Raw genomic sequence first — 23,034 nt, 5'->3', positions numbered from 1 at the left:
TTATAGGGGGATTCCAGCTATGCAGAAGTTTCGTTTCGATCTAAAAAAATCAAAAATGACCTATCTTTATTACATTATCATTTTTGCAATTTTAGCTGTTCTTATTTTTGGAACTTACAAACTAGCTGGATACTCTTTAATTCAAAGTCATGATCCTGCTGAACAGCATCTACCTGTATTAGAAAATTATCGTCAACTACTTGGTGAATTCATCAACCATCCCTTTCAACCACTCCAAATGTGGTCTTGGAAATTAGGGCTTGGCGCAGATCAATTTCAAACATTTGCTTATTACGTTATTGGAGACGTATTCGCCTATATTACGCTATTATTTCCCTCAAGTGCCGTTGTGACTATTTACCAGCTCACACTCATTTTGAGGTTATTTTGCGTGGGGCTATCATTTATCTTCTTTGCGAGACACTTTAAATTAACGAATAGCGCGATCTTAGGTGGGGCAATCATTTATACCTTCACTTCTTTTTCACTTTATTCATCCCTAATGCAACCTTTTTTCCTAACACCATTCATTCTTTTTCCACTTATAATTGTCGGAATAGAAAAAATTTTACAAGGGTTTAAACCACATTTCTTCATTTTTGCTTTTTCATGGATGTTTATCAGTAACTTTTACTTCGCCATAGTCTTAGGCATCGGTGCTTTTGTATATTTAGTACTACGTTTCATTTATTATTATCGAAAAAATCTCAGTTTCTTTAAAACAGCGGGCACTTTTTTAATCAGTACAGTCATCAGTTTACTGATTTCTGCCTTTATCATGCTACCGTCAATTCTTGCGGTCTTTAGTTCAACTCGGTCAGGTGGTCTATTCGCAAATGGTTTGACCTCTTTCCCCGCTTATTACTACATTAATTTACCTGCTCAATTACTTGCTGGCGGAGTATCTTCTTTCTGGGTTAAATTTGGCTTTAGTAGTTTAGCTGTTCTAGCATTATTCCATCTGTTTTACCATTGGAAACACTACCCACTAATGACAACGAGTCTTTCAATTGGGTTGATTATGTTACTATTCCCAATGTTTGGTGCGATGTTTAATGGTTTTCAAGCCCCTTCTAATCGTTGGATTCTATTATTATTTGTTCCCATTTCACTTGGAAGTGCCTTCTTCATTGATTCTCTCAAAAAAATAACGTTGCCTGAAATTAAATACCTCAGTATTTGTCTTGGTATCTATTTACTTTTAGTATCATTACCCTTTTATATTAATGGGACGACAGAAATTTTCATTCCTGTTATCTTTTTAATTTCTTTTTTTGTCGCAATCTTACTTTACCGTCAAAATAAAAATTCTGGTCGAATCATATTCGGTCTTATCCTAGTGAACTTGATCTTTACTGGGGTTTCTTTTGCATCACCTTTCACTAACTTTTATAGTAAGACTTTAATGCCCTCTGGTAGTTACCAGAAACTATCATCTAATCTATTTGATGGATTAGATAATTCTCTTCCTAAATCTAACTCATTTCGTGTTTCAACGATTAGCCAAAATTATAACTTTGGTTCTAACTACATGTTACGAAATAATTTAAATAATGATTTAAATTTAATTAACTCATACTACTCGATTCAAAATGGCGCAGTCGGAGTATTTTCAAACAGGTTACAAAATGCTCAATATAACAATAATATTCCGATTGAAAATTTTGATGATCGAACAATCGCTAATAACTTTTTTGGCGTTAAGTATCTCTTTACTCATTCAAATGAGCCAAATGAGTCAAAGATCCCCTATGGTTATACATTACTCAAAACTAAATCTGAAAATAAAAATAAACCTGAGAAAACCAATCTTTATGAAACTAAGAATAATTTTCCATTAATTTATTGGCAATCTGATGTCACTTCAAATCAAAAAACTGCTAAATTATCCGCTTCTGATCAAGAACGTCAATTAGCTAAAGCCGTTAGTATCGCGGATACATCCGGATTTAACCAGAAACAATCAACATTTGATACTGAAAACGTTGCCTATACAATTGTAAAAACAGTGAACGCCGGAGAACCTAACGAAACAAAAACACGTATTACCAATAATCACTATCGTAATAATCCTGTTTCAGATAGCTATCAGATTGACATTAAGAACGCAAAAAAATATCAAAATTCTGAATTGCATCTTTCATTAACTAACATTAAGCACCAATCACTGTCCTCTAAAGAACAAGTGAATATGGCTATTTTTAATAATACTACGAAACCAGATAACCAGTTATTAGATACGAATGGTCCCCGGTCAGCACAGAAATCGCTTAGGAAGCAACTGACGACAGGTTCTTCCAATACAGGCTATTCGATCGGGGTTAAATCTAATTTAACGACTAATACGATTGAGCAATTGGGTATTGAAAATCTTTCTTTCTTTAAAGTTTTATCTGATGCTACCCTAAATATGGGCTATCAAAAACAAATGCCCAAAAGTTTGGATTTACTTTTATCAAATTCAGGGACTTACTCATTCAACCTTAAAATTACTGCCGTTCCGCTTGGTCAAACTTACACAAATGATGTTAAAAAAATCCAGAAAAATAAATTAAATTCATTAAAATTTGCTACAAATAGAGTTAGTGGCAAAATAACAACAAATAAATTAGGTATCCTAACATCATCTATCCCTTACTCTACAGGTTGGACAGCGACTGATAATGGTCATAGCGTGCCCGTTATTAAAACAAATAGCGCTTTTATTGGCTTAAAATTAAAAAAAGGAACTCATCATATCATTTATAGTTATCAAACACCTGGCTTATCAACTGGTTTTCTTTTAAGTGTTTTTGGCCTCATTGTTTGGGGGAGTTATAGTTTAACACCTCTAATTTGGAGACGTTTAAGAAGACTTTAATTAGACATAAATGATATTATTATGACCTCATCTACTAAATAAATCTATTAGGGGTTTACTATCTTGTTAAATAAAGTCAGTTATCTTAAAAATCGTTTAATCGTATTTACAACCATCTTTTTGATTAGTTTATTTTTAGTTCTTCCACAAATAATCAACCACAGTCTAGTCTTAGGTGGTGACTCGCTTTTTCATTTCAATCGTATTTACGATACCTATATCCAATTTAAAACAGGTAACTTTAGTTATTTTCAAACTAACTATGGTTTTTTACAGAGTGGTCGCATTATTAACGCCTTATATGGACCAGGTTTTGCTTATCTGTTAGGTATCTTACTCTTAATTGTTCATAATTGGATTTTATTTCAAATCATAACCTCCTTTTTAATTTTCTTTATTAGTGGTTACTCAATGTATTTTCTATCTAGAGAGCTTCAATCCTCTAAGAAAATTTCATTATTGATTGCTAGTCTATTTATGGGGAGTTTTTACGTTACCCGTTGGTCAATTAACCAGAATTTTATGTCTTGGGGCGTTATGCTAATGCCCTTAATTGTCATCCTCGGGCTTAAAATGATTAAAAATAATGCTAAGGATTTAAAAGTACTACCATTAGCATTATTGATTTCAGCGCTTATTCAAATTCATGTCTTAAGTGCCTTAATGTCGGTTGGCGTCATCTTTATCTTCTTTGTTGTCGGTTTTTACAAGACAAATCAAAAATTACAGCTTTTATCAAAATGTTTCTTAGCGGCCCTTCTAACTATTGTTCTAACCTTTAATGTTTGGGGCGCTATGCTAGAAATTTTCACAAGAAATACGCTGTACTCGCCTTACACTCACTTAGATATGGCTAGTGCTACAATGCGTTTTTCAACAACTAGCTATAGCGCTTCATCTATAGGACTATTTATGAGCGTTATTTTCATTTTACAATTTGTTTTACTATTTTCTAGGTGGTCACAAGTATCACTTTCTAATAAGCTAATGACACTATTAGGAGCCTTATTTCTCCTGTTATCAACAAATCTTGTTCCTTGGACGACAATATCGAATCTAATACCACAGCTTCGAAGTTTTTTACAATTTCCTTACCGCTTTTATGGTTTTGCAACTGTCTTATTACTTGCTGGTTTTGGCAACTCTCTTTCTGAGCTACCTTCATTTAAGCCTAAAAAGTTTGGCGAGTTATTTTTAATCATTAGTAGTCTTTTTATTTTAGGTCAATCATATATTGATATTCAACAGCAAAATAAGCTCTGGAATTCCAATGATCCTCTTATTTATAAAGGGAGCGTTGTCGTTTCAAATCATCTAACGAGTGATCAAATTAGAACTAATTTTACTAGTTCTGATTTATCAAAAGGATTAAAGGTGGTTAAAAAAATAGCCCCAGATTATTTACCAAATAATCAAGAACAAAAGACAACATATAATAAAAAAGAATACAAGAAAGATATTGTTAGGAATCGTCCTAATATCACTAAGACTGTTACAAAAAATGGTGATTTAATCCTTAAATGGCATGCGACAAAAAAAGGTGAATCCATCGCACTTCCTATTGTCGTTTATAATAATTCAGAGCTCTCCTTAAATGGAAGTCAATTACACCGATTATCTCTATCTGCATTAGGTGTCCCTACTGTTAAGGCAACAAAAAAAGGGAGTAATCGTGTAGTGCTTAGATATCAATCGGAAATGATCACTACATGGCGTTTGTTTTTCGTCATTTTAACTTGGATTATTAGTATTTTATCGATGATAACACTCCATTTTATAAATAGAAAACTAGACAAAAATAGTGTTCATAAATGACAAGTCCACTCTAACTGTTGTTGGTAATAGCGTAAAAGCTATTACCAACAACAGTTTTTTCATACCAAAAAGTCCCCAAAAGTCATGAGACTTTTGGGGACTTTTTGGTATGAGATTTTTTAGCTAGTCTTGTTGTAAAATGTCACGGACTTTAGTTGACAATAAATCAATAGCAACTGTATTTGCGCCACCTTCTGGCACAATAATATCCGCATAGCGTTTCGTTGGTTCAATGAATTGATTATACATTGGTTTAACCGTTTTAACGTATTGATCAATAACTGATTGTAATGAGCGACCACGTTCCTTCATATCACGTGTGATACGGCGAATAATACGTAAATCATCATCTGTATCAACAAAAACTTTAATATCCATTAAACTTCTGAGCTTTTCGTCCCCTAGAATTAGAATTCCTTCAACAATGATAACATCTTGAGGTTCTGTTCTGATCGTCTCACTTGAACGAGTAAACTGTGTGTAATCATAAACAGGCATATCAATTGCTTCATTATCCAACAATTGTTCCAAATCACTAATCATCTGTTCGTTGTCAAACGCGAGTGGATGATCATAGTTCACTGCTTTACGTTCTTCCATACTCATTTCAGCTTGATCATTATAATAAGTATCTTGTTGTAAAATCATGATTGATTCGCCAGCTAATTGTGAATAAATAGCATTACTAACCGTCGTCTTACCGCTACCAGTACCACCTGTTACACCAATAATAATGGGACGTTTTGTTCTTTTGCTCATGCTTTAGAAATCCTCCATTTATTCGAAACGTTCAGGTTCTTGCTGACTATCTCCAAATCGATAAGCAACGGCATCTAATATTCGTTTAGCTGCTTGCCCATCTCCATAAGGATTTTTAGCATTTGCCATTCGTTCGTACTCTGTCTTATTAGTTATTAATGATAGCATGGTTTCTTTGACTTTCACAGGGTCAGTTCCAACTAACTTCAATGTACCCGCCTTCACGCCTTCCGGACGTTCTGTGTTATCACGTAAAACAAGAACTGGTTTTCCTAATGATGGCGCCTCTTCTTGAACACCACCTGAATCCGTCATAATAAAGTAACTTTTTGCAGCGATATTATGAAAATCAACCACATCAAGCGGTTCAATTAGATGAACGCGCTGTTCTCCACCTAAGACTTCTTCGGCTAAATCTTTAACAACTGGATTTAAATGAACCGGATAAACGACTTCAACATCTGGCTGATCTTTAACGACAGATTTAATCACTTCGAAAACACGACGCATAGGTGCACCTTGGTTTTCACGACGATGCATCGTGAGTAAAATCATTTTATTCGCAGGATTTACTTCTGATAGAACATCATGGTCATACTCTTTTTGAACTGTTTGTTTTAAAGCATCGATGGCTGTGTTACCTGTTACAAAAATATTTTCTTTTGGATGATTTTCTAATAACAGATTAGTTTCGCTTTGCGAAGTTGGGGCAAAGTACATATCTGCCAGTACATCTGTTAGTTGACGGTTCATTTCTTCTGGAAACGGTGAATACTTATCCCAAGTCCGTAATCCCGCTTCAACGTGTCCAATTGCCACTTGATTATAAAAAGCTGAAATACTAGCGGCGAATGTTGTTGTTGTATCACCATGAACTAAAATAATATCAGGCTGCTCTACTTTAATAACATCATCTAATTTTTGTAAAACATTTCGAGTTGTATCACTTAATGTCTGGTTAGCGTGCATCACATTCAAATCATAATCTGGCGTTATTTTAAATATCTCTAAGACTTGGTCCAACATTTGGCGATGTTGTGCTGTTACGACAGTTACTGTTTCAAACTCCGTCGTACGTTCTTTTAACTCTAAGACAACAGGTGCCATTTTTATTGCTTCTGGACGCGTCCCAAAAACAGTCATCACTTTTACTTTTTTCATAATTGGCCTCCTCAATGATTATATTAGTTACTATTATACCAAAGAAAAGACAAAATTCTGATTTTGTTAACAAAAATTTAATAGCCTAATTATTAATCATTTTCTCATTAATATGTTATCATTATTTCATAAATAAATTTGGAGGTCTTTCTATGTCAAAAATAAATTTTGAAGATCAACTTAAAAAATATGCTGAATTAATCGTCAAAGTCGGTGTTAACGTCTCAAAAGGCCAAACAATCGTCCTACAAATTTCCGTAACCCAACAAAAATTAGCTCATTTAATCGTCAATGAAGCTTATGCTGCTGGCGCAAGTGAAGTTATCGTTAAATGGGCAGATAGTCATGTCTCGAAATCATTCCTTGAATTTGCTCCACTAGACCGTTTAGTCGACGTTCCTGGTTATGCAACCTCAGAAGTTGAAGATTGGGTTGCTAAAAAAGCATCTCGCATCTCAGTCATGTCAGATGATCCTGATGCCTTTGCTGGTATCCCTTCTGAAAAGATTGCCTCACGCCAAAAAGCTATGGGTCAAGCTCTACGTCCATTACGTAAAGCAACTCAAAATAATGACGTTAGTTGGACTGTAGTCGCTGCCGCAGATACTGCTTGGGCTGAACTCGTTTTTCCTGAATTAAAAGGCGAACTTGCTGTTTCACGACTTTGGGAAGAAATTTTTAAAACAACACGTATTGATCATGAAGATCCAATTGAAGCATGGCATCAACATGATTTAACATTGCGCACAAAAGCTGAAGAATTAAATAAAGAACAATTTTCTGCTTTACATTATGTTGCCCCAGGGACAGATATCGTCATCGGTCTCCCTAAAAATCATTTGTGGGAAGGCGCCGGTTCATTTGATGCACAAGGTCATGAATTCATGGCTAACATGCCTACCGAAGAAGTTTTCACCGCACCTGATTCTAGACGTATTGATGGTTACATTTCTTCAACAAAACCATTAAGCTACGCAGGAACTACTTTGAGTGGTATGAAATTTACTTTTGAAGCAGGTAAGGTTGTTAAAGCAACTGCTGAACAAGGTGAAGAAGTTTTACAGCACTTACTAGAGACTGATGATGGCGCAAAATCATTGGGTGAAGTTGCTTTAGTTCCAGACCCTTCTCCAATTTCACAATCAGGAATAACGTTCTTTAATACATTATTCGATGAAAATGCCAGTGACCATTTAGCGCTTGGCTCCGCTTATCCCTTCTCTATTAAGGATGGTACTAAAATGAACGATACTGAATTAGCCGCTGCTGGTTTAAATTTAAGCCAAACGCACGTTGACTTCATGGTCGGCTCATCTGACATGTCAATTGATGGGCTTCGTGAGGATGGCAGTACAGTACCCGTTTTCCGTAATGGGGATTGGGCATAAATGATCACATAAAAAGGTATAAACTAGCATTTCTGTTAGTTTATACCTTTTTCACTACTACTTATTTTATTGATTAGGTTTTTGTAACCCAAATTCAGAAAGTATATCTTAATATAGTATATTAAAATCATATGTTTGTTTATATTAAATGTCATTTTTATAATCCCTATAAGTAAAGGTAATAAAAGCTAAGCTACTAATCACCCACGCTGCAATAACCATCATTAGTCGAGGTTTAGTAATGATTTTTGAATGATAACTAAGCGTTACTCTATTGATACCTTTTTTTGTTGCTTTAATCGTTGGACTACCTATATTTGATAAGGTAATCTTTTTTATATTAAGCTTAGTTCCATTTAGTGTAACTTTTGAATTGTTATAAACAATAATAGGTAAGGACATTGTTTCTCCTATTTTTGTTGCAGTCCATCTAAGCGATAAATCACCCTTATCTGTCACTCTTTTTATAATATTTGACTTATTCATTATAATTTCATTTTTATATTCATTGTAAGGATCCTTGCTTAATTCTTGATTATTAGGTAAATAATCTGGAGTTGATTTTTGTGCTACCTCTAACCCTTTTTTTAAATCACGATTAGTAAAAGCATTTCTTATTTGGACAGTACTTAAAGAATCTGGGGTTGTAACATGTCCTTTAGCTATAATTGACTCATTTGAATTCCAAATTTCATTTTTAGTCTGAATATCACTATACGATTGCCCTAAAATAAAAATACTTCCGACAATTAAAAACAATGAACAATTTTTCTTTGCATTCGGCGAAGGTAACGTAGAAATTGTAGCACTGAACCCCGCTACTAATAGAATCGTAGTAAAACTATCAAATCGATAAGGAAACTGTAAAAAACTTTGTAACTGTGGAATTAATATAGATATCCTAGTCCACGGAAATAAATTTGTAGTTAGAGCAAGAAAAATAGCTCCTATTATAGTAACAATCTTATTAGCTAGAGATAATTCTTTTCTTTTTGAAAACAACCAAACAATTTGTAACACAAAAATGATACTCATAACCAATCCAAACTGTGTACCACTATAGTTACCAGTTGAAAGGTTCATGGTTGAACCAGACATGTTTGAATTGGCAAATGGTGAATATATTTTATTATTTGAGAAAACATCCAACATAGCTCCCCAAACATTAAAGGTCAGAACTAACGCCAGTAAACTGGCTAGAAAACATTTTAATAAAAGTTGTAATTTCTGGTTAGTTTGAATAAAGCCAATGAAAAAGAATACAACTAAAACGCCAATTGACATTAAGGCGCTTAAGACGTGAATTTGGATTAGCACTGAAACTGCTAATGCTAAAGGTAGTACTTTTAAATCCTTAGCATTATTTTTAATCATTTTAAGCCCAAGAATGACAATCAAAGGCATCAACATAACGCCCCATATCATAAAATTCTGATAGATTGACCATCGAGTGATATAGAAACTACCCATAAAAAGACTAGCAGCTAAGACTGAATTTTTTTTAGTCGCTTTCAATTCTCTAGATAGAAAATACATTGAAAATCCACTAATAAAGAAAATTATGAATGACGTGACAATTTCAAATTTAATCCAACTATGCACGATACCTAGTAATCCACCTAAAAGGTAAGTAAACCCTGGTCCATATAAGGCATTAACAATTCGACCACTTTGTTGAAAACCGTAATTAGATTGAAAATAATTAAAGTTACCTGTTTTAAGCTGCATATAATCATCATAGATACGGTTAAAATGGAATAGAGAATCAGCACCAACTACTAAACTATTATTAAGTATCTGCGGAACTGTCAGAAAAAAACTTAATATAAAAATAACGCAAAATACCGTTCCATATTTTTTTAAAGATTCAAACTTATTTATCAAGCTATTTACTCCCAAATAAAATTATTTAATGGTTTAATTATAACAATAGAAAATTGTGCTGTCACTCAAGAAATATAATATTGCTAGAACTAAAAGATCAATATCTATGAAACTACTGACACCTTAGCCATGTTGTAAATGAAAATTATGACTATGAATTTAAAAATCTACAATAGTAATAATTGACTTATTTATTTTTGCCATTTACAATGAAGTAATCAGCCTTTTTGTCTCTGTAGCTCAGCTGGATAGAGCAACCGCCTCCTAAGCGGTAGGTCATCAGTTCGACTCTGATCAGGGACATCTTAAATAAATTTTCCGCCTTATAGGTTACAAGACTTCGGTATACTGCCGAGCTTTTGTAACCTATTTTTTATATATTTAACTTGTAAGTGCTATTTATTTTATCCTTGAAATTGTAGCAGTAGAAGAATTACTATTATATAAATTGTATTAATGAATGCAATTAATATAAATAACAACATACCACATAGACGATAACCAATATTTTTCTGAAAAAAGGGTAGTCTTTCAATATAAGTTCCAATGCCAATCATACCCGTCCCCACTAACCACATGCCAATCGTTAAATTCACAACTATTAACCATGGTTCAATTAAACACAACACGATACTAACAATTCCTACCCATTTCATTTCATTATTTACAGGTTTAAACCTTTTTCTCATCGGAAAGACCTTCTTCCACGTTATATATATTTGTTTAACAATTTTTTTAAGGTCTAAAACACATCATTTTATCCAATCTTTTCTAAACTATCTTTAAGATTTCGATAATTGTACACCTAATATTATTTTTCCACTAAGCAATAAGACTTTCGCAAATAAAAAAATACTGTTTAAGCAAACAATCATTGCTTAAACAGTATTTTAAATCGCATCGAAATTTTATATCTTCAATTTTTCCAGTTTATAATTCGACACCATTTGTTTTAATAACATTTTGATACCAATAGAACGAATCTTTTTTCAATCGATTTAGCGTCCCGTTACCTTCGTTATCTCGATCTACGTAAATGTAACCATAGCGTTTCGCCATTTCGCCTGAGCCTGCGCTAATTAAATCGATACAGCCCCATGATGTGTAACCTAGACAAGAAACCCCGTCTGCAATCGCCTCACCCATTGCTTCAATATTTTCACTTAGATAAGAAATGCGATAATCATCATGAATTTTATTGCCTTCTTCCACAACATCTTTTGCACCTAATCCATTTTCAACAACAAATAATGGTTTCTGATAACGATCATAAATTTGATTCATCGTTGTTCTCAAACCAAGGCCATCTGTTTGCCAGCCCCATTCGCTTGTCTTTAAGTAAGGATTTTTTAAGCTATCAAAGACATTTGCTGCTGTTTTATCAGTCATCTCAGGATCAGCGCTTGCTAATCTTGATGAATAATAGCTAAATGAAATGAAATCAACTGTATTTTCTAATAAATCTTTTTCGTCGGTATCTGCCATTTTAATTTCTATACCCATATCTTTAAATAATCTTGCCGAATAACTTGGGTAGTAGCCACGTGACTGAACATCAATAAAGAAGTATCCTTCCCGATCCTTTGTCATTGCTTCAAATACATCTTTTGGATTAGGTGTATTGGGATAGGTAACCCCAGCCGCTAACATACACCCTATCTTAAAATCAGGATTAATTTCGTGTGCTAATTTTGTCGCAAGCGCAGAGGCAACTAATTGATGATGTGCCGCTTGATATTTGATTTGGTCAGGATTATCAATCCCTTCCAAATCTAATCCACCGCCCAATAACGGAATGTGTAAAATCATATTAATTTCGTTAAATGTTAACCAATACTTAACCTTATCCTTATAACGCATAAATAAGACGCGTGAAAAGTTTAAGTAATTATCAATCATTCGACGGTCAGCCCAACCATTCATTTTTTTCAACATCCCTAACGGCGTATCGAAATGGTTAATTGTTACTAACGGTTCCATCCCTAATTCGTTACAAAGATCGATAACTTTATCATAGAATTCTAGCCCTTTTTCGTTTGGTTCTTTTTCATCACCTTGTGGAAATATCCGTGGCCAACTAATTGACATTCTGAAGGTTTTGAAACCCATTTCTGCCATTAATCGTAAATCTTCTTCATAATGATGATAAAAATCAACAGATTCATGACTAGGATAAAAATCTTCTTTCATCTGCATCGCTTCTTTTACATTAAATAAATAATCCCAGCGACCATGGTGTGCGTCTGGTAATATATCTACTAATGACAGGCCCTTACCATCAACATCATAGGCCCCTTCAAATTGATTAGCGGCCGTTGCGCCACCCCATAAAAAGTTATCTGGAAAATTTGATTTTGTCATCTTATTGACCTCCTGAATTAATTTCTAAATCTAATAAATCAGTACCAACAATTATTTCTGACTGGTCTTTAGCAAGTGGTTTAATTTTTTTATATTTTGGTGTGTTCGTCACGATAATTGGCGTAATAATTTCATATCCTGCCTGTTTAATACCTTCAATATCGAATTTAAGTAATAAATCGCCTTTTTTTACGACGGTATCAATTTCTGTTTGAATTTCAAAATACTTACCTTCTAATTCAACTGTATCCATTCCGATATGCATTAAAATTTCGGCGCCATCGTCTGTCACCATACCAACTGCGTGTCCTGTTGGAAAAACTAATGTTATTTTACCATCAGCAGGTGCGTATAATTGACCAACTTCAGGTAGAATTGCGATACCGTCACCCATAATACCAGAACTAAAGACAGGGTCTTTAACCTCTGATAAAGGTAATACTTCGCCTTTAAGTGGGCTACCAAGGATTTCTCCACTCATTTCTACTTCTACAGGTACTACTGACGTTGTTACTTTTGTTTCAGCAACAGCAACGGGTACTTCTTGATCTTCCTTTGTTAAACCGAACATAAGTGTTAAGACATATGCCAATACGAATGAAACAACGATTGCTATCAGCACAGCGTAGAATGACATATCAATTCCTGTCTTAGGATTCAAGTAACTTGGAATAGAGAAAATGCCTAATCCACCAACCATGTATCCTTTTGTCCCAAATACACCAAGAACCATGCCACCAATAGCGGCTGAAATACATGTAATAATAAATGGTTTTTTACGAGGTAACGTAATTCCGTAAATAGCGGGTTCCGTAACACCAAAGATTCCTGAAATAAATGAAGAATAGCCAAGACCTTTTAGTTTTTTATTTTTTGTTTTAATTGTAATTGCCAATACTGACCCAATTTGAGCGAACGTTGTCCCTAGCATAAGTGCTAAAATTGGATCTGAGCCTGTTGTTGAAATGTTAAGTAAGGCAAGTGGAACAAGTCCCCAATGTAACCCGAAGATAACAAGTACTTGCCATAAGCCACCAAGAACTGCGCCAGCGGCAATTGGACTAAATGTGTATACAGCTGTAAATCCGGTTGCCACAATATCACTAGCCCAAGTTGTTATGGGACCTATAAAGATAAATGTAATAGGCACAACAACAAGTGCTGTTAACATTGGCACTAAGAATGTTCGTACAACTTCTGGTATCACTTTTTTGAAGAATGGTTCCACTTTTGATGCAAACCAAATTGATACAATAATAGGTACAACTGATGATGCGTAACTCATCATGATTACTGGAATCCCCAAGAATGTCATATAGATTGGTGATTCAAAAATTGTTCCTGCAAATAAAGTGTACAGCACTTTTCCACCTGAAGCGGCTAGTGTTGCTGGCAATTGTGCCACAATAGTTGGGTAAACTAAGGATGCACCAATAACCATTGCCAACAATGGATTAACGTGGAATTTTTTACTAGCACTGTAAGCTAAGATAATCGGGAAGAAATAAAAGAAAGAATCTCCTAATGCATTTAAAATAATATACGTTCCAGATGTCGGTGCCACCCAGCTAAATGCGACTAGTAATGAAACTATTCCTTTGATCATCCCTGTTGCAGCTAAAACACCTAGAGCTGGTGCAAAGATACCTGAAATCATATCAATAAAGGCATCAAGCGGTTTCATTTTTTCGCCATCATTATCTGGCACAATGCCATCACCATCAAGTCCGCTACCTTTAACTAATGCATCATAAACTTCCGGAACTTGATTTCCAACAACCACTTGGTACTGGCCGCCACTTTTAACAACGGTCACTACGCCGTCCATATTTTTCAACATATCGGTATTGGCCTTAGATTCATCTTTTAATTTAAATCTTAGTCGGGTTGTACAATGGACTACGCTATTAACGTTAGCTTCGCCACCTACATTTTTTAAAATATCTTTAGCTAATTTTTCGTAACTCATCACAATCACTCCTTTATATTTTTTATAAATTAAAACCCAGTTATCCATTTCAACTCAAAAAATACGAGTTTGCATGGATAACTGGGTTTATGCTTGCTTATAAATGGCAATAACACACCTAATTATCAATTTATTTAATTTTCTGTTTGCCGATGGGTTACTCGCCAGATATGTAAAACTAGATAAACTTGTTCGTCTGCTTGTAAATCCCAATCGGCCCGTTCTCGAATATACTGCACGATTTTTTCCACTGTTTCGTACACTTGTGGATACCGACTAATCATCATGGCGAGCAACTCAGGGTCAAGTTCTGCACGATCAATCTCAGTATTATGAAAATGCCTAATGAATAAATAGCGTAAATGTGAGACAAATCGACTATAATTAAATGATTTTTCGTCGAGAATAATACCAGTATCTAATTGAATAATATTAACAATTCCCGAAATGAGTTCTGTCAGCTTCATCGATTCTTGAACAGCATGTCCGCCTTCTTTGACGTTAATCAAATGATAGGTTAATAAAATCAATTCATTATTTTGAACCGTAATGTCAAATTTTGATTCGATTTCTTTAATACCAACCTTTGCAGCTTGGAATTCACTTGGAAATAATTTTTTCATTTCCCAATGAACAGATCGGTCATTTAAAAACATTTCTTCACGATTTTTTTGTAATGAATATTGAAAATGGTCCACTAAAATCAAAAATTGAACATCATCAAATGTCACATCAATTAATGGCTCTACTACTCCAACAAAAGTTGTCGTAACTTCCAAAGTTTCTGCATCAAATCCTGAAATTAATTTCATTGTATCTGAATCTTCTTCAGCTTTAAACCGTCGGTCAATCTGGTCCTTATCGATATTATCTCCAGCATGATAACCGAATCCAATACCGTTACCAATGACCACCCACTCAACATTGTCGGATGATTCAACTAAAGCTGCATTATTATTAAAATTTTTTACGAACTTCACATCAAACCGACCCCTTCCCATAAAAAATGACCTACAAATACAGATATTTTCATATCTACATCAATAGGTCATGCCTGATCGAATCAGTAACACTCATTTCATATTTATTGTATCATTTATTGTAAGCGTTATCAATAGCTATTTAAATTACTTTATAACTTACTACCATTTTCTTTAATGACCTTTTGATACCAATAGAATGAATCTTTCTTATATCGTTTTAATTCTTTCGCACTTTCTTCATCACGATCAATATAAACAAAGCCATAGCGCTTTTGATAGCCATTTGACCAGCTCAATAAATCAGTGAAACTCCAAGTTGTATACCCAATGACTTTTACACCGTCTGAAATGGCTTCTTGAATGGCTTTAATATGTTCATTGATAAAGTAAATTCGGTAATCATCATGAATTGTATTGCCTTCTTCTAATTTATCATAAGCACCAAGACCGTTTTCAGTAATAAGAACAGGTAAGTCGTAACGACTATCAATTCTTCTCAGAGCAATTCTTAGCCCTTCAGGATCAATATTCCAATCCCAATCAGTTTGTTTTAAAAATTCATTATTAGTAGTCTTAAACATGCCTGGAACGCCACTTTCGGAGCTAGTCCCCTTTTTACCTGTATTATTTTCAGCAGCAAGTCCAACACCACCAACTAACGGATTAGCCGCAATTGTTTGGGTTTGATAATAATTTAAACCCATAAAATCTGGTTTTCCAGCAATTAAAAGAGCTTGATCTGCTTCTGTAACAGTAGGTGCAGTTCCACGTTCAGTTAACCATTTATAAATCATTTTTGGATAACGTCCATAAACATAAATATCCATCCAAAAATGAGCAGCATAATCTTCATAGTTAGTAGCCGCAACTTGGTTTTTAGGATCTCCATTAACTGCATAACCCGGGCTATAGGCAAAGCTAGGCCCAATTTCACCTTGATAATGACCTTCATGAAATGCCTTAATTGCTGAAGCATTTGCTAAATTAGCAATGTGATTTGCAGCATACATTCTTTTTTCATCATTTACTGCAGGCGGATGACTCTCCATTTGATAGCCATGAGAAATAAATACGTTTTGTTCATTTAATGATACCCAATATTTAACACGATCACTGAATGCATCAAAACAAGTTTTCGCATAATCCGTAAAATCAGTAATAATTTCACGAGATTCCCAACCAGCATATTCATCTTGTAATGCTTGTGGTAAATCCCAATGATAAAGTGTCACAACAGGTTCAATATTATTCGCAATTAACTCATCGATTAATCGATTATAAAAATCTATCCCCTTTTGATTAACTTTACCTTTTCCTTCTGGATAAATACGTGTCCAAGCAATTGAAAAACGGTAAGCTTTCAATCCTTGCTCCTTCATTAAGGCGACATCTTCTTTAAAACGGTGATAATGATCGACGGCTACATCACCATTTGTACCCTTAAATGTTTTCCCAGGAATTCTTACAAATTTATCCCAAACTGATAATCCTTTACCATCTTCTTGATACGCACCTTCAATTTGGTAAGCAGCTGAGGAAGCCCCCCATAAAAAATCAGTTGGAAATTGACTCATTTTTTCATATTCCATTATCTATTCTCTCCTTAAAAATAATCACTTAATATCGGTTGTTCTTTAATTAATGCGCCATCGAATAACGTCACGTCGCCTGATACAAATCCATATTGTTTTAATTGTTTAAATGTTCGATACCCCATCATACTTCGTGTTAAATTTTGAATATCCGTTGTAAACGTAGTTGCTGAATTTTCAGTCTTTTCAACTTTTGTTTGTCCGTCTATTCGGCTAATTTGCCAATAGCCTTCATTAGCCTGAATAGTCGAATCTTGAACTTGAATCACAATTTGTGGAAAATCTTGCTGGTAAGGGTATCTGCTGAGAAAGTCTTCAACATTTACAATTCTTGCCATCATGTAAGGTTGCGTTGTCACTTCAACTTGAGGATTTGCCAGTACATCTGGAAATGGCTGTCCAATTGGACTCTCATAACTAAACCATTCGTATGCTGATTGATGCTTAAGCACAAAATTTTGTAATTGGAGCCAACTCTCACTTGTTTGATATATCCATTCAACGATTTTAAATTCATCAGTTTCTCTTTGATAAACAAGATAGCCTTCTGACTCATTTTTTTCATTATAATAGACCGCTACTTCCCAGTTAGGGTGTTTCTCCGCCGAATAAGTTAACCACCAATCTGGCCGTTCAATACCACCTTGTTGAGAGAGCTGATTCTGTTGGTATAATTTATTTAATTCCTCTTTTACATCCAAATAACGGTGACGTTCAACGTGACCTATGGCCTTAACTTTTAATCGTGGTAAATCCTTCGTATTCATCCGATATATCGTTTGATCAAATGTTGCTTCGTAACCGAATTTACGATAGAACGGATACGAAAATGGCGCTAAATACGATAATGTCGTTCCATTATCATACATCTCATCCAGAGCTAAATTCATTAATTGTCCAATACTACCCTGACCAGCAAATTCTGGATAACTTGCAACATAGCCAATACCACCCATTTTAAATTGAGTCCCGTGAAAATGAGTCGTAAATGGTGTATTAATCACACCGCTGACAACTTTCCCAGATTCAACTGAGCCCCAATCTGATGAATGCTCATAAAGTTTGCGAAAAAAGCTCTTTCTCTGTGCTGATACTTTTTTATTAAAGGCATAAATTGATAAATCAAAGTAACTTCCAAAATGAGTTTCATCTAACTTCATATTTGTCATGGATCTACTCAACTCCTTCTTCTGTACGAATTAACCTCTTTAAATATAGCACGGTTACCCTATTCGTGCAATCGCTTACAAAATTAGTCAATAAAAAAATCATCCAATTATTATTGGATGATCCTTCTCATTAATCAAAATGTTCTGCTTTTGGTTTGCGTCTTTTACCTTTATTTTTTTGATTTCTCAAACGAACTTTACGATGTGGTTTCTTTACTGGTTCATCAGATTGCTTTTGACCATCAACTGTTTTGGCTTTCACTTCAACTGGTTTAAGTTTCTTAGCTTTTGGTTCAGCCACACGTTCTGGTCTTTCTGTTACAATCGCACCATCATATAAGTAACCTTTTTCAATTTCAAATGGTGTATTTTTTAAATCTTGTTTTAAGGTACGTAGATCATGTTCATTTCCAAGATTAATAACCATCCCTTCAGCACCCATCCGGCCTGTCCGGCCGACACGATGAATATATGACGTCGTATCTTTAGGCATATCATAATTTACGACTGCGGGTAACATTGGAATGTCCAAACCTCGAGCGGCAACATCCGTCGTTAGTAATAATTTAATTTCATGCTTATGAAGTTGTGATAAAGCATTAGCACGATTAACTTGGCGTTGCTCGCTATCTAAGACAGCGACTGGTACATGATCATATTTTAATTTTTGAGCCATATCTTGTAACGATGATAGTTGGTTAAAGAAAACTAGTGCATAAAAATCTTCAACATTTGCTAAACGACGCAACGTTGATTGACGTTTACGCGTTGGTGTTTCAATTGAATAATGGTGAACGATACCTTGTGTTTGATCAACTTCACGAACATCATAAGTTGTCACATTAGCACCAAACCATTTTTTCAAATCATCTAATATTGCCGTTTCCGTCGCAGAAAAGAAACTTAATTGAATGCCTGCAGGTGCCTGGCTGATTAAATCACGACAAGTTGTTAGTGTTTCATCCGTTAATAAATCATCCGCTTCATCAATGACAACTGATTTAACTTTATGTAATTTAATTTTTTTATCTTCAGCTAAATTCAATAAGCGACCTGGTGTTCCGACAATAATCTCAGGTTTTTTCTTTAAATTTTCAATTTGGCGTTTCATATTAGCACCACCAATAATAGCTTGAACTTTTAAATCAAGTTCTTTAGCCCAAGGACGAATGACACCTGCTAATTGCATAGCTAATTCTTGTGAAGGTGCAATAATCAATAGTTGAATGCCATCTTTAGGTATTAATCTTTCGAGTAAAGGTAAGCTGAACGCTAATGTTTTACCAGAACCGGTTGGTGCTAATCCAAGGATATTTTCACCTGATTTTAGAGGTTCATAAACGGCTTCTTGGATGGGTGATTGTGTTTCAAAACCTTGTTCTTTAAAATATGCATCAAATTTTGGATTCATTTTAGTCTCTTTCTTTTAACTTCATAGGATTAGTTTTAATAATTAAGTATAGCATATAAAAAATAAGCTTCCATTGATTCACAGAAACTTATCTCAATAATTCTTATTTATGATCAGCTGGAAATTCAATTCCGGCACTTTTCCTTAAATCAAACAATACTTGATTAACTGTCACACTAAGTTTTTGCCATTTTATATAATCAGCTTTGTTCGTTACGTCATTGGGGTTATTGATGACTCTAGCAAAATCAATCGCTTCAGCTAACATCGGATTTTTAGCTGGTTTTTGACTAAGTAGTTCTTCTTTATCAGAGCCATCTCGATAAAGAACCTCATTTAATTCAGCTGCATTATCCATCACAATTGTGTCTTTTAGGCCATAGATTTCACTAGTTAAATATGAATTTGCTGTCTTACCAATATTTAAGGTCACTCTAAAATCTTCATAAGTTAGAATTGCGACACCTTTACCATCAACACCTGTTGGTAACATTGTTGGATAGTACTGAACTTCAAGTGGTGTACCAAACCAAGAAATAGCATTATAAACAACGTAAACACCTAAGTCTTGTAATGCACCACCAGAAAATTTTGGTGAGAAGATATTAGGTTCTTCACCTGCTAAAATAGCATCATAACGTGACGAATACTTCATATAAGTTAAAGTTGCGCCTTGGATGGTCTCTAGTTCAGTTACTTTTTGTTCAATAATTTTGAAATTATCTTGATGAATTTGTCGAGCTGCTTCAAATAATTGACTTCCAGGATGTTCCCTAAGAACCGTCTGAATAGCGGCCATTTCTGTTGGATTTGAGACCACTGGTTTTTCGGCAATAACTTTTTTACCAGCTTCAATCGCTAATTTAATTTGTTCAAAATGTAAACTATTCGGAGAAGCAATATAGATTACCTCAAATTTATCTGAATTTAAAAATTCTGTCATATTATCGTAAAAATTTGTTGCACCATATTTTTCACCAAAATCTTTGGCTTTTAATTCGGTTCTTGAATAGACACTAGTCAATTGAAATTCATTAGATTCATGCGCTGCTTCAACGAATTGACCTGTAATCCAATTTGTACCAATAATACCTAATTTAATCATACCCAATACCTCCATTTTATTATTAAATTCATTATAACAACAATTGAACCGTTTTCATAACGATTGCTTTATTTCAATTTTGTGACGATAGATTAAATTTATATATATTTTGGGCAATTCTTTCCGCTTGTTAGCTAAAAGTGCTATATTTAAGTAGAAGAGTTCTAATTAGGAGGGATAGCTGTGAAGAAACGTAGTTTTGCACTACTAGGTGCATCATTTTTTATTGGATTAACGAAAGATATTAAGTCTATAACCGCACCTAAAACTAAGGTTTCTTTACCTATTTTTTATGCTGGACATTGGCTATTCTACGATGAATTAAGTCATCGACACCATAATTTGGATATTTCATCAGACCTCACAATTCGAATTGACGAACGTGCACTCGATGGTAAGATTGAACATATAGATGAGCGTGAACTTAGTTTCTTAGATGAATATGGTTTTCATCTAAGAATTGATGCAAACGATCAAGGACCAGTGAGTTTGTTTGACGAAGCAGATAACCGGACCTATCCCATTAAATTAGCCCCAATTGTAGAATCACAAGATGATAAAAATGAAGATGTAGATTAACAGAATTTTGTTGATTATCATCTTCATTTTTTGTTTCATTACACGTTTAAATAGTCTAAAATAGTTAAATACGCATTTTAATATAGAAACGAGGACCTTTTTCCATGAACAATGATCACCTAAAACGAGATATTGGCTTTTTCGCTGCCCTTTCAACTGTAATGGGAACAGTTATCGGCGGAGGCGTTTTTTTTAAAGTTTCAAGCGTTACACAACAAACCCAATCTGCTAACTTAACTTTATTTGTTTGGTTACTTGGTGGCTTTTTAACTATCTGTGCTGGATTAACCGCTGCAGAACTTGCAGCCGCCATCCCAGAAACTGGTGGCGCCATTAAATATATCGAATATACTTATGGCCGTTTCCCAGCATTTTTACTTGGCTGGGCACAAATAATCATTTATTATCCAGCAAACATTGCAGCTCTTTCAATTATTTTTGGCACACAATTAATTAATCTTTTCCATCTTGATTCACATTTAATTATCCCATTTGCTTTAATTAGTGGAATCAGTATCACATTGATTAACTTTTTAGGCGCCAAAGTTGGTGGTACCTTTCAATCAATTTCATTAGTTTTAAAATTATTACCTATTATTGTCATTGTGATATGGGGGATTTTCACTCCTGGACAAGTGACGTTTAGTTTAATTCCGTTAACATCCGGCGCGCACCAGTCTTTCTTTACTGCTTTAAGTGGCGGCCTTCTTGCGACCATGTTTGCTTATGATGGCTGGATTGGGGTTGGAAATATTGCCGGAGAGATGCACCATCCAGAACGTGATTTACCGAAAGCCATTATTTCAGGATTATTTTTCATCACAATTATCTATACATTAATTAATTTTGTTTTTCTTAAGGCTCTTCCTATTTCAGGATTAGCTGGCAATTTAAATGCAGCTTCTGATGCCTCAAGACAACTATTTGGACAATTTGGTGGTAAGTTTGTGACCGTTGGTATCTTAATTTCAGTCTACGGTGCCACTAACGGCTATACGTTAACCGGTATGCGCGTTCCATATGCGATGGCCTTAGAAAACCAACTCCCCTTTAGTAATTGGCTAAAACGCTTATCTCCTCATACGAGAGTTCCATATATTGCGGGCTTTTTACAAATAAGTATCGCAATAATAATGATGTTCTTAGGTAGTTTTGATTTATTAACAGATATGCTTATTTTTGTTATTTGGATTTTTAATGTACTAGTTTTCGTTGCTATCTTTATATTACGAAAACGTGAACCTGAATTAAATAGACCCTATAAAGTTCCTTTATATCCAATCATTCCAATCATCGCGATTATTGGGGGTATTTTTATACTCGTTGCGACACTATTAACACAAACGACGTTAGCACTTGTTGGTCTATTAATAACGGGACTTGGCATTCCTGTTTACTTTATTCATCAAAAAAGCCAAGGATAATTATACAAATAAAAACATTCAACTTTTAGAGCCAGATAGGCTCATATCCCTTAAGTCGAATGTTTTTATTTTTTATAAATTATTTAAATAGTTACTATATCCAGCAGCTTCCATTTCTGCTTCAGGAATAAACTTCAATGAGGCAGAGTTAATACAATAACGTAATCCGCCTTGGTCTTTAGGTCCATCAGTAAATACATGACCTAAATGTGAATTTGCTTCCTTACTTCTAACTTCCGTTCGTTGATAACCAAAAAGACTATTATCAACCAACTCAGCAATCTTAGAACCTGGGATTGGTTTTGAAAATGATGGCCAACCGCAGCCAGCGTCATATTTTTCTGCTGAACTAAAAAGTGCTTCCCCACTAACAACATCAACGTAAATTCCTTTTTGATAGAAGTCATCATATTTACCGGTAAATGGCGCTTCCGTTGCAGCATGTTGTGTAACTTCAAACTCTTCATTAGTTAAACGTTCACGTAATTCTTTTTCAGTTTCTTTTGACATAATGGACCTCCTAATGTTTTAAGATATCATTAGAATACTCTTTTTCACACTGAATACAATTTAT

The 23,034-nt window shown here is 34.5% G+C and carries 17 protein-coding genes and 1 tRNA gene; 6 read left to right on the top strand and 12 right to left on the bottom strand.

Annotation, left to right across the window (positions count from 1 at the left end):
* Positions 1-19 precede the first annotated feature (19 nt).
* Positions 20-2,860, top strand: coding sequence for a YfhO family protein (locus AC1RO3_RS04265; RefSeq protein ID WP_481761552.1), 2,841 nt, complete (start codon positions 20-22; stop codon positions 2,858-2,860).
* A gap of 63 nt (positions 2,861-2,923) precedes the next feature.
* Entirely contained in the window at positions 2,924-4,675 is a 1,752-nt protein-coding gene (locus tag AC1RO3_RS04260) for an MFS transporter (RefSeq protein ID WP_481761553.1), read from the top strand.
* 123 nt (positions 4,676-4,798) lie between these two features.
* Here AC1RO3_RS04260 and udk read toward each other — a convergent pair whose 3' ends face one another.
* On the bottom strand, positions 4,799-5,434 hold the full coding sequence (gene udk, locus AC1RO3_RS04255) for a uridine kinase (protein ID WP_481761554.1): 636 nt from the start codon (positions 5,432-5,434) through the stop codon (positions 4,799-4,801).
* 18 nt (positions 5,435-5,452) lie between these two features.
* Entirely contained in the window at positions 5,453-6,595 is a 1,143-nt protein-coding gene (gene wecB / locus AC1RO3_RS04250) for a non-hydrolyzing UDP-N-acetylglucosamine 2-epimerase (protein WP_481761555.1), read from the bottom strand.
* Between the two features lie 152 nt (positions 6,596-6,747).
* On the opposite strand from wecB, the gene AC1RO3_RS04245 reads away from it, so the two are divergent.
* Positions 6,748-7,983 (top strand): aminopeptidase, encoded by a 1,236-nt coding sequence (locus AC1RO3_RS04245; protein ID WP_481761556.1) that lies wholly within the window; start codon positions 6,748-6,750, stop codon positions 7,981-7,983.
* A gap of 144 nt (positions 7,984-8,127) precedes the next feature.
* Here the strand turns inward: AC1RO3_RS04245 and AC1RO3_RS04240 are convergent, their stop codons facing one another.
* The gene (locus AC1RO3_RS04240; RefSeq protein WP_481761557.1) at positions 8,128-9,867 is read right to left on the bottom strand and encodes a DUF6541 family protein; all 1,740 of its coding nucleotides are present in this window, start codon (positions 9,865-9,867) and stop codon (positions 8,128-8,130) included.
* A gap of 229 nt (positions 9,868-10,096) precedes the next feature.
* Between AC1RO3_RS04240 and AC1RO3_RS04235 the strand changes: the two genes are divergently transcribed.
* A tRNA-Arg gene (locus AC1RO3_RS04235) sits at positions 10,097-10,170 on the top strand.
* Positions 10,171-10,271: 101 nt separating this feature from the next.
* Here AC1RO3_RS04235 and AC1RO3_RS04230 read toward each other — a convergent pair.
* From AC1RO3_RS04230 to AC1RO3_RS04195, 8 genes are all read right to left on the bottom strand, one after another.
* Positions 10,272-10,556: a hypothetical protein gene (locus AC1RO3_RS04230; protein WP_481761558.1), complete on the bottom strand. Its 285-nt coding sequence runs from the start codon at positions 10,554-10,556 to the stop codon at positions 10,272-10,274.
* Positions 10,557-10,797: 241 nt separating this feature from the next.
* Entirely contained in the window at positions 10,798-12,228 is a 1,431-nt protein-coding gene (locus AC1RO3_RS04225) for a 6-phospho-beta-glucosidase (protein WP_481761559.1), read from the bottom strand.
* A 1-nt stretch (position 12,229) separates the two neighbouring features.
* Complete coding sequence (locus AC1RO3_RS04220) at positions 12,230-14,197, bottom strand: beta-glucoside-specific PTS transporter subunit IIABC (RefSeq protein WP_481761560.1); 1,968 nt, start codon at positions 14,195-14,197, stop codon at positions 12,230-12,232.
* A 134-nt stretch (positions 14,198-14,331) separates the two neighbouring features.
* A complete protein-coding gene (locus AC1RO3_RS04215) occupies positions 14,332-15,177 on the bottom strand; it encodes a PRD domain-containing protein (protein ID WP_481761561.1) in 846 nt (281 codons plus the stop codon).
* Between the two features lie 152 nt (positions 15,178-15,329).
* Positions 15,330-16,769: a glycoside hydrolase family 1 protein gene (locus AC1RO3_RS04210; RefSeq protein WP_481761562.1), complete on the bottom strand. Its 1,440-nt coding sequence runs from the start codon at positions 16,767-16,769 to the stop codon at positions 15,330-15,332.
* A gap of 14 nt (positions 16,770-16,783) precedes the next feature.
* Entirely contained in the window at positions 16,784-17,941 is a 1,158-nt protein-coding gene (locus AC1RO3_RS04205; protein ID WP_481761563.1) for a GNAT family N-acetyltransferase, read from the bottom strand.
* A gap of 130 nt (positions 17,942-18,071) precedes the next feature.
* Entirely contained in the window at positions 18,072-19,352 is a 1,281-nt protein-coding gene (locus tag AC1RO3_RS04200; protein ID WP_481761564.1) for a DEAD/DEAH box helicase, read from the bottom strand.
* 103 nt (positions 19,353-19,455) lie between these two features.
* Positions 19,456-20,457, bottom strand: a complete 1,002-nt coding sequence (locus AC1RO3_RS04195; protein ID WP_481761565.1) for a Gfo/Idh/MocA family protein — start codon at positions 20,455-20,457, stop codon at positions 19,456-19,458.
* A gap of 183 nt (positions 20,458-20,640) precedes the next feature.
* On the opposite strand from AC1RO3_RS04195, the gene AC1RO3_RS04190 reads away from it, so the two are divergent.
* Positions 20,641-21,036 (top strand): DUF4828 domain-containing protein, encoded by a 396-nt coding sequence (locus AC1RO3_RS04190; protein WP_481761566.1) that lies wholly within the window; start codon positions 20,641-20,643, stop codon positions 21,034-21,036.
* A gap of 104 nt (positions 21,037-21,140) precedes the next feature.
* The gene (locus tag AC1RO3_RS04185; RefSeq protein WP_481761567.1) at positions 21,141-22,460 is read left to right on the top strand and encodes an APC family permease; all 1,320 of its coding nucleotides are present in this window, start codon (positions 21,141-21,143) and stop codon (positions 22,458-22,460) included.
* 72 nt (positions 22,461-22,532) lie between these two features.
* Here AC1RO3_RS04185 and msrB read toward each other — a convergent pair whose 3' ends face one another.
* On the bottom strand, positions 22,533-22,970 hold the full coding sequence (msrB, locus tag AC1RO3_RS04180) for a peptide-methionine (R)-S-oxide reductase MsrB (protein ID WP_481761568.1): 438 nt from the start codon (positions 22,968-22,970) through the stop codon (positions 22,533-22,535).
* Positions 22,971-23,034: the final 64 nt, after the last annotated feature.

The sequence above is a fragment of the Dellaglioa sp. CoH-57-MRSF-19 genome, from assembly GCF_056781975.1.
The sequence above is the reverse complement of the archived record's forward strand: the minus strand, read 5'-3'. Positions and strand labels throughout refer to the sequence as shown.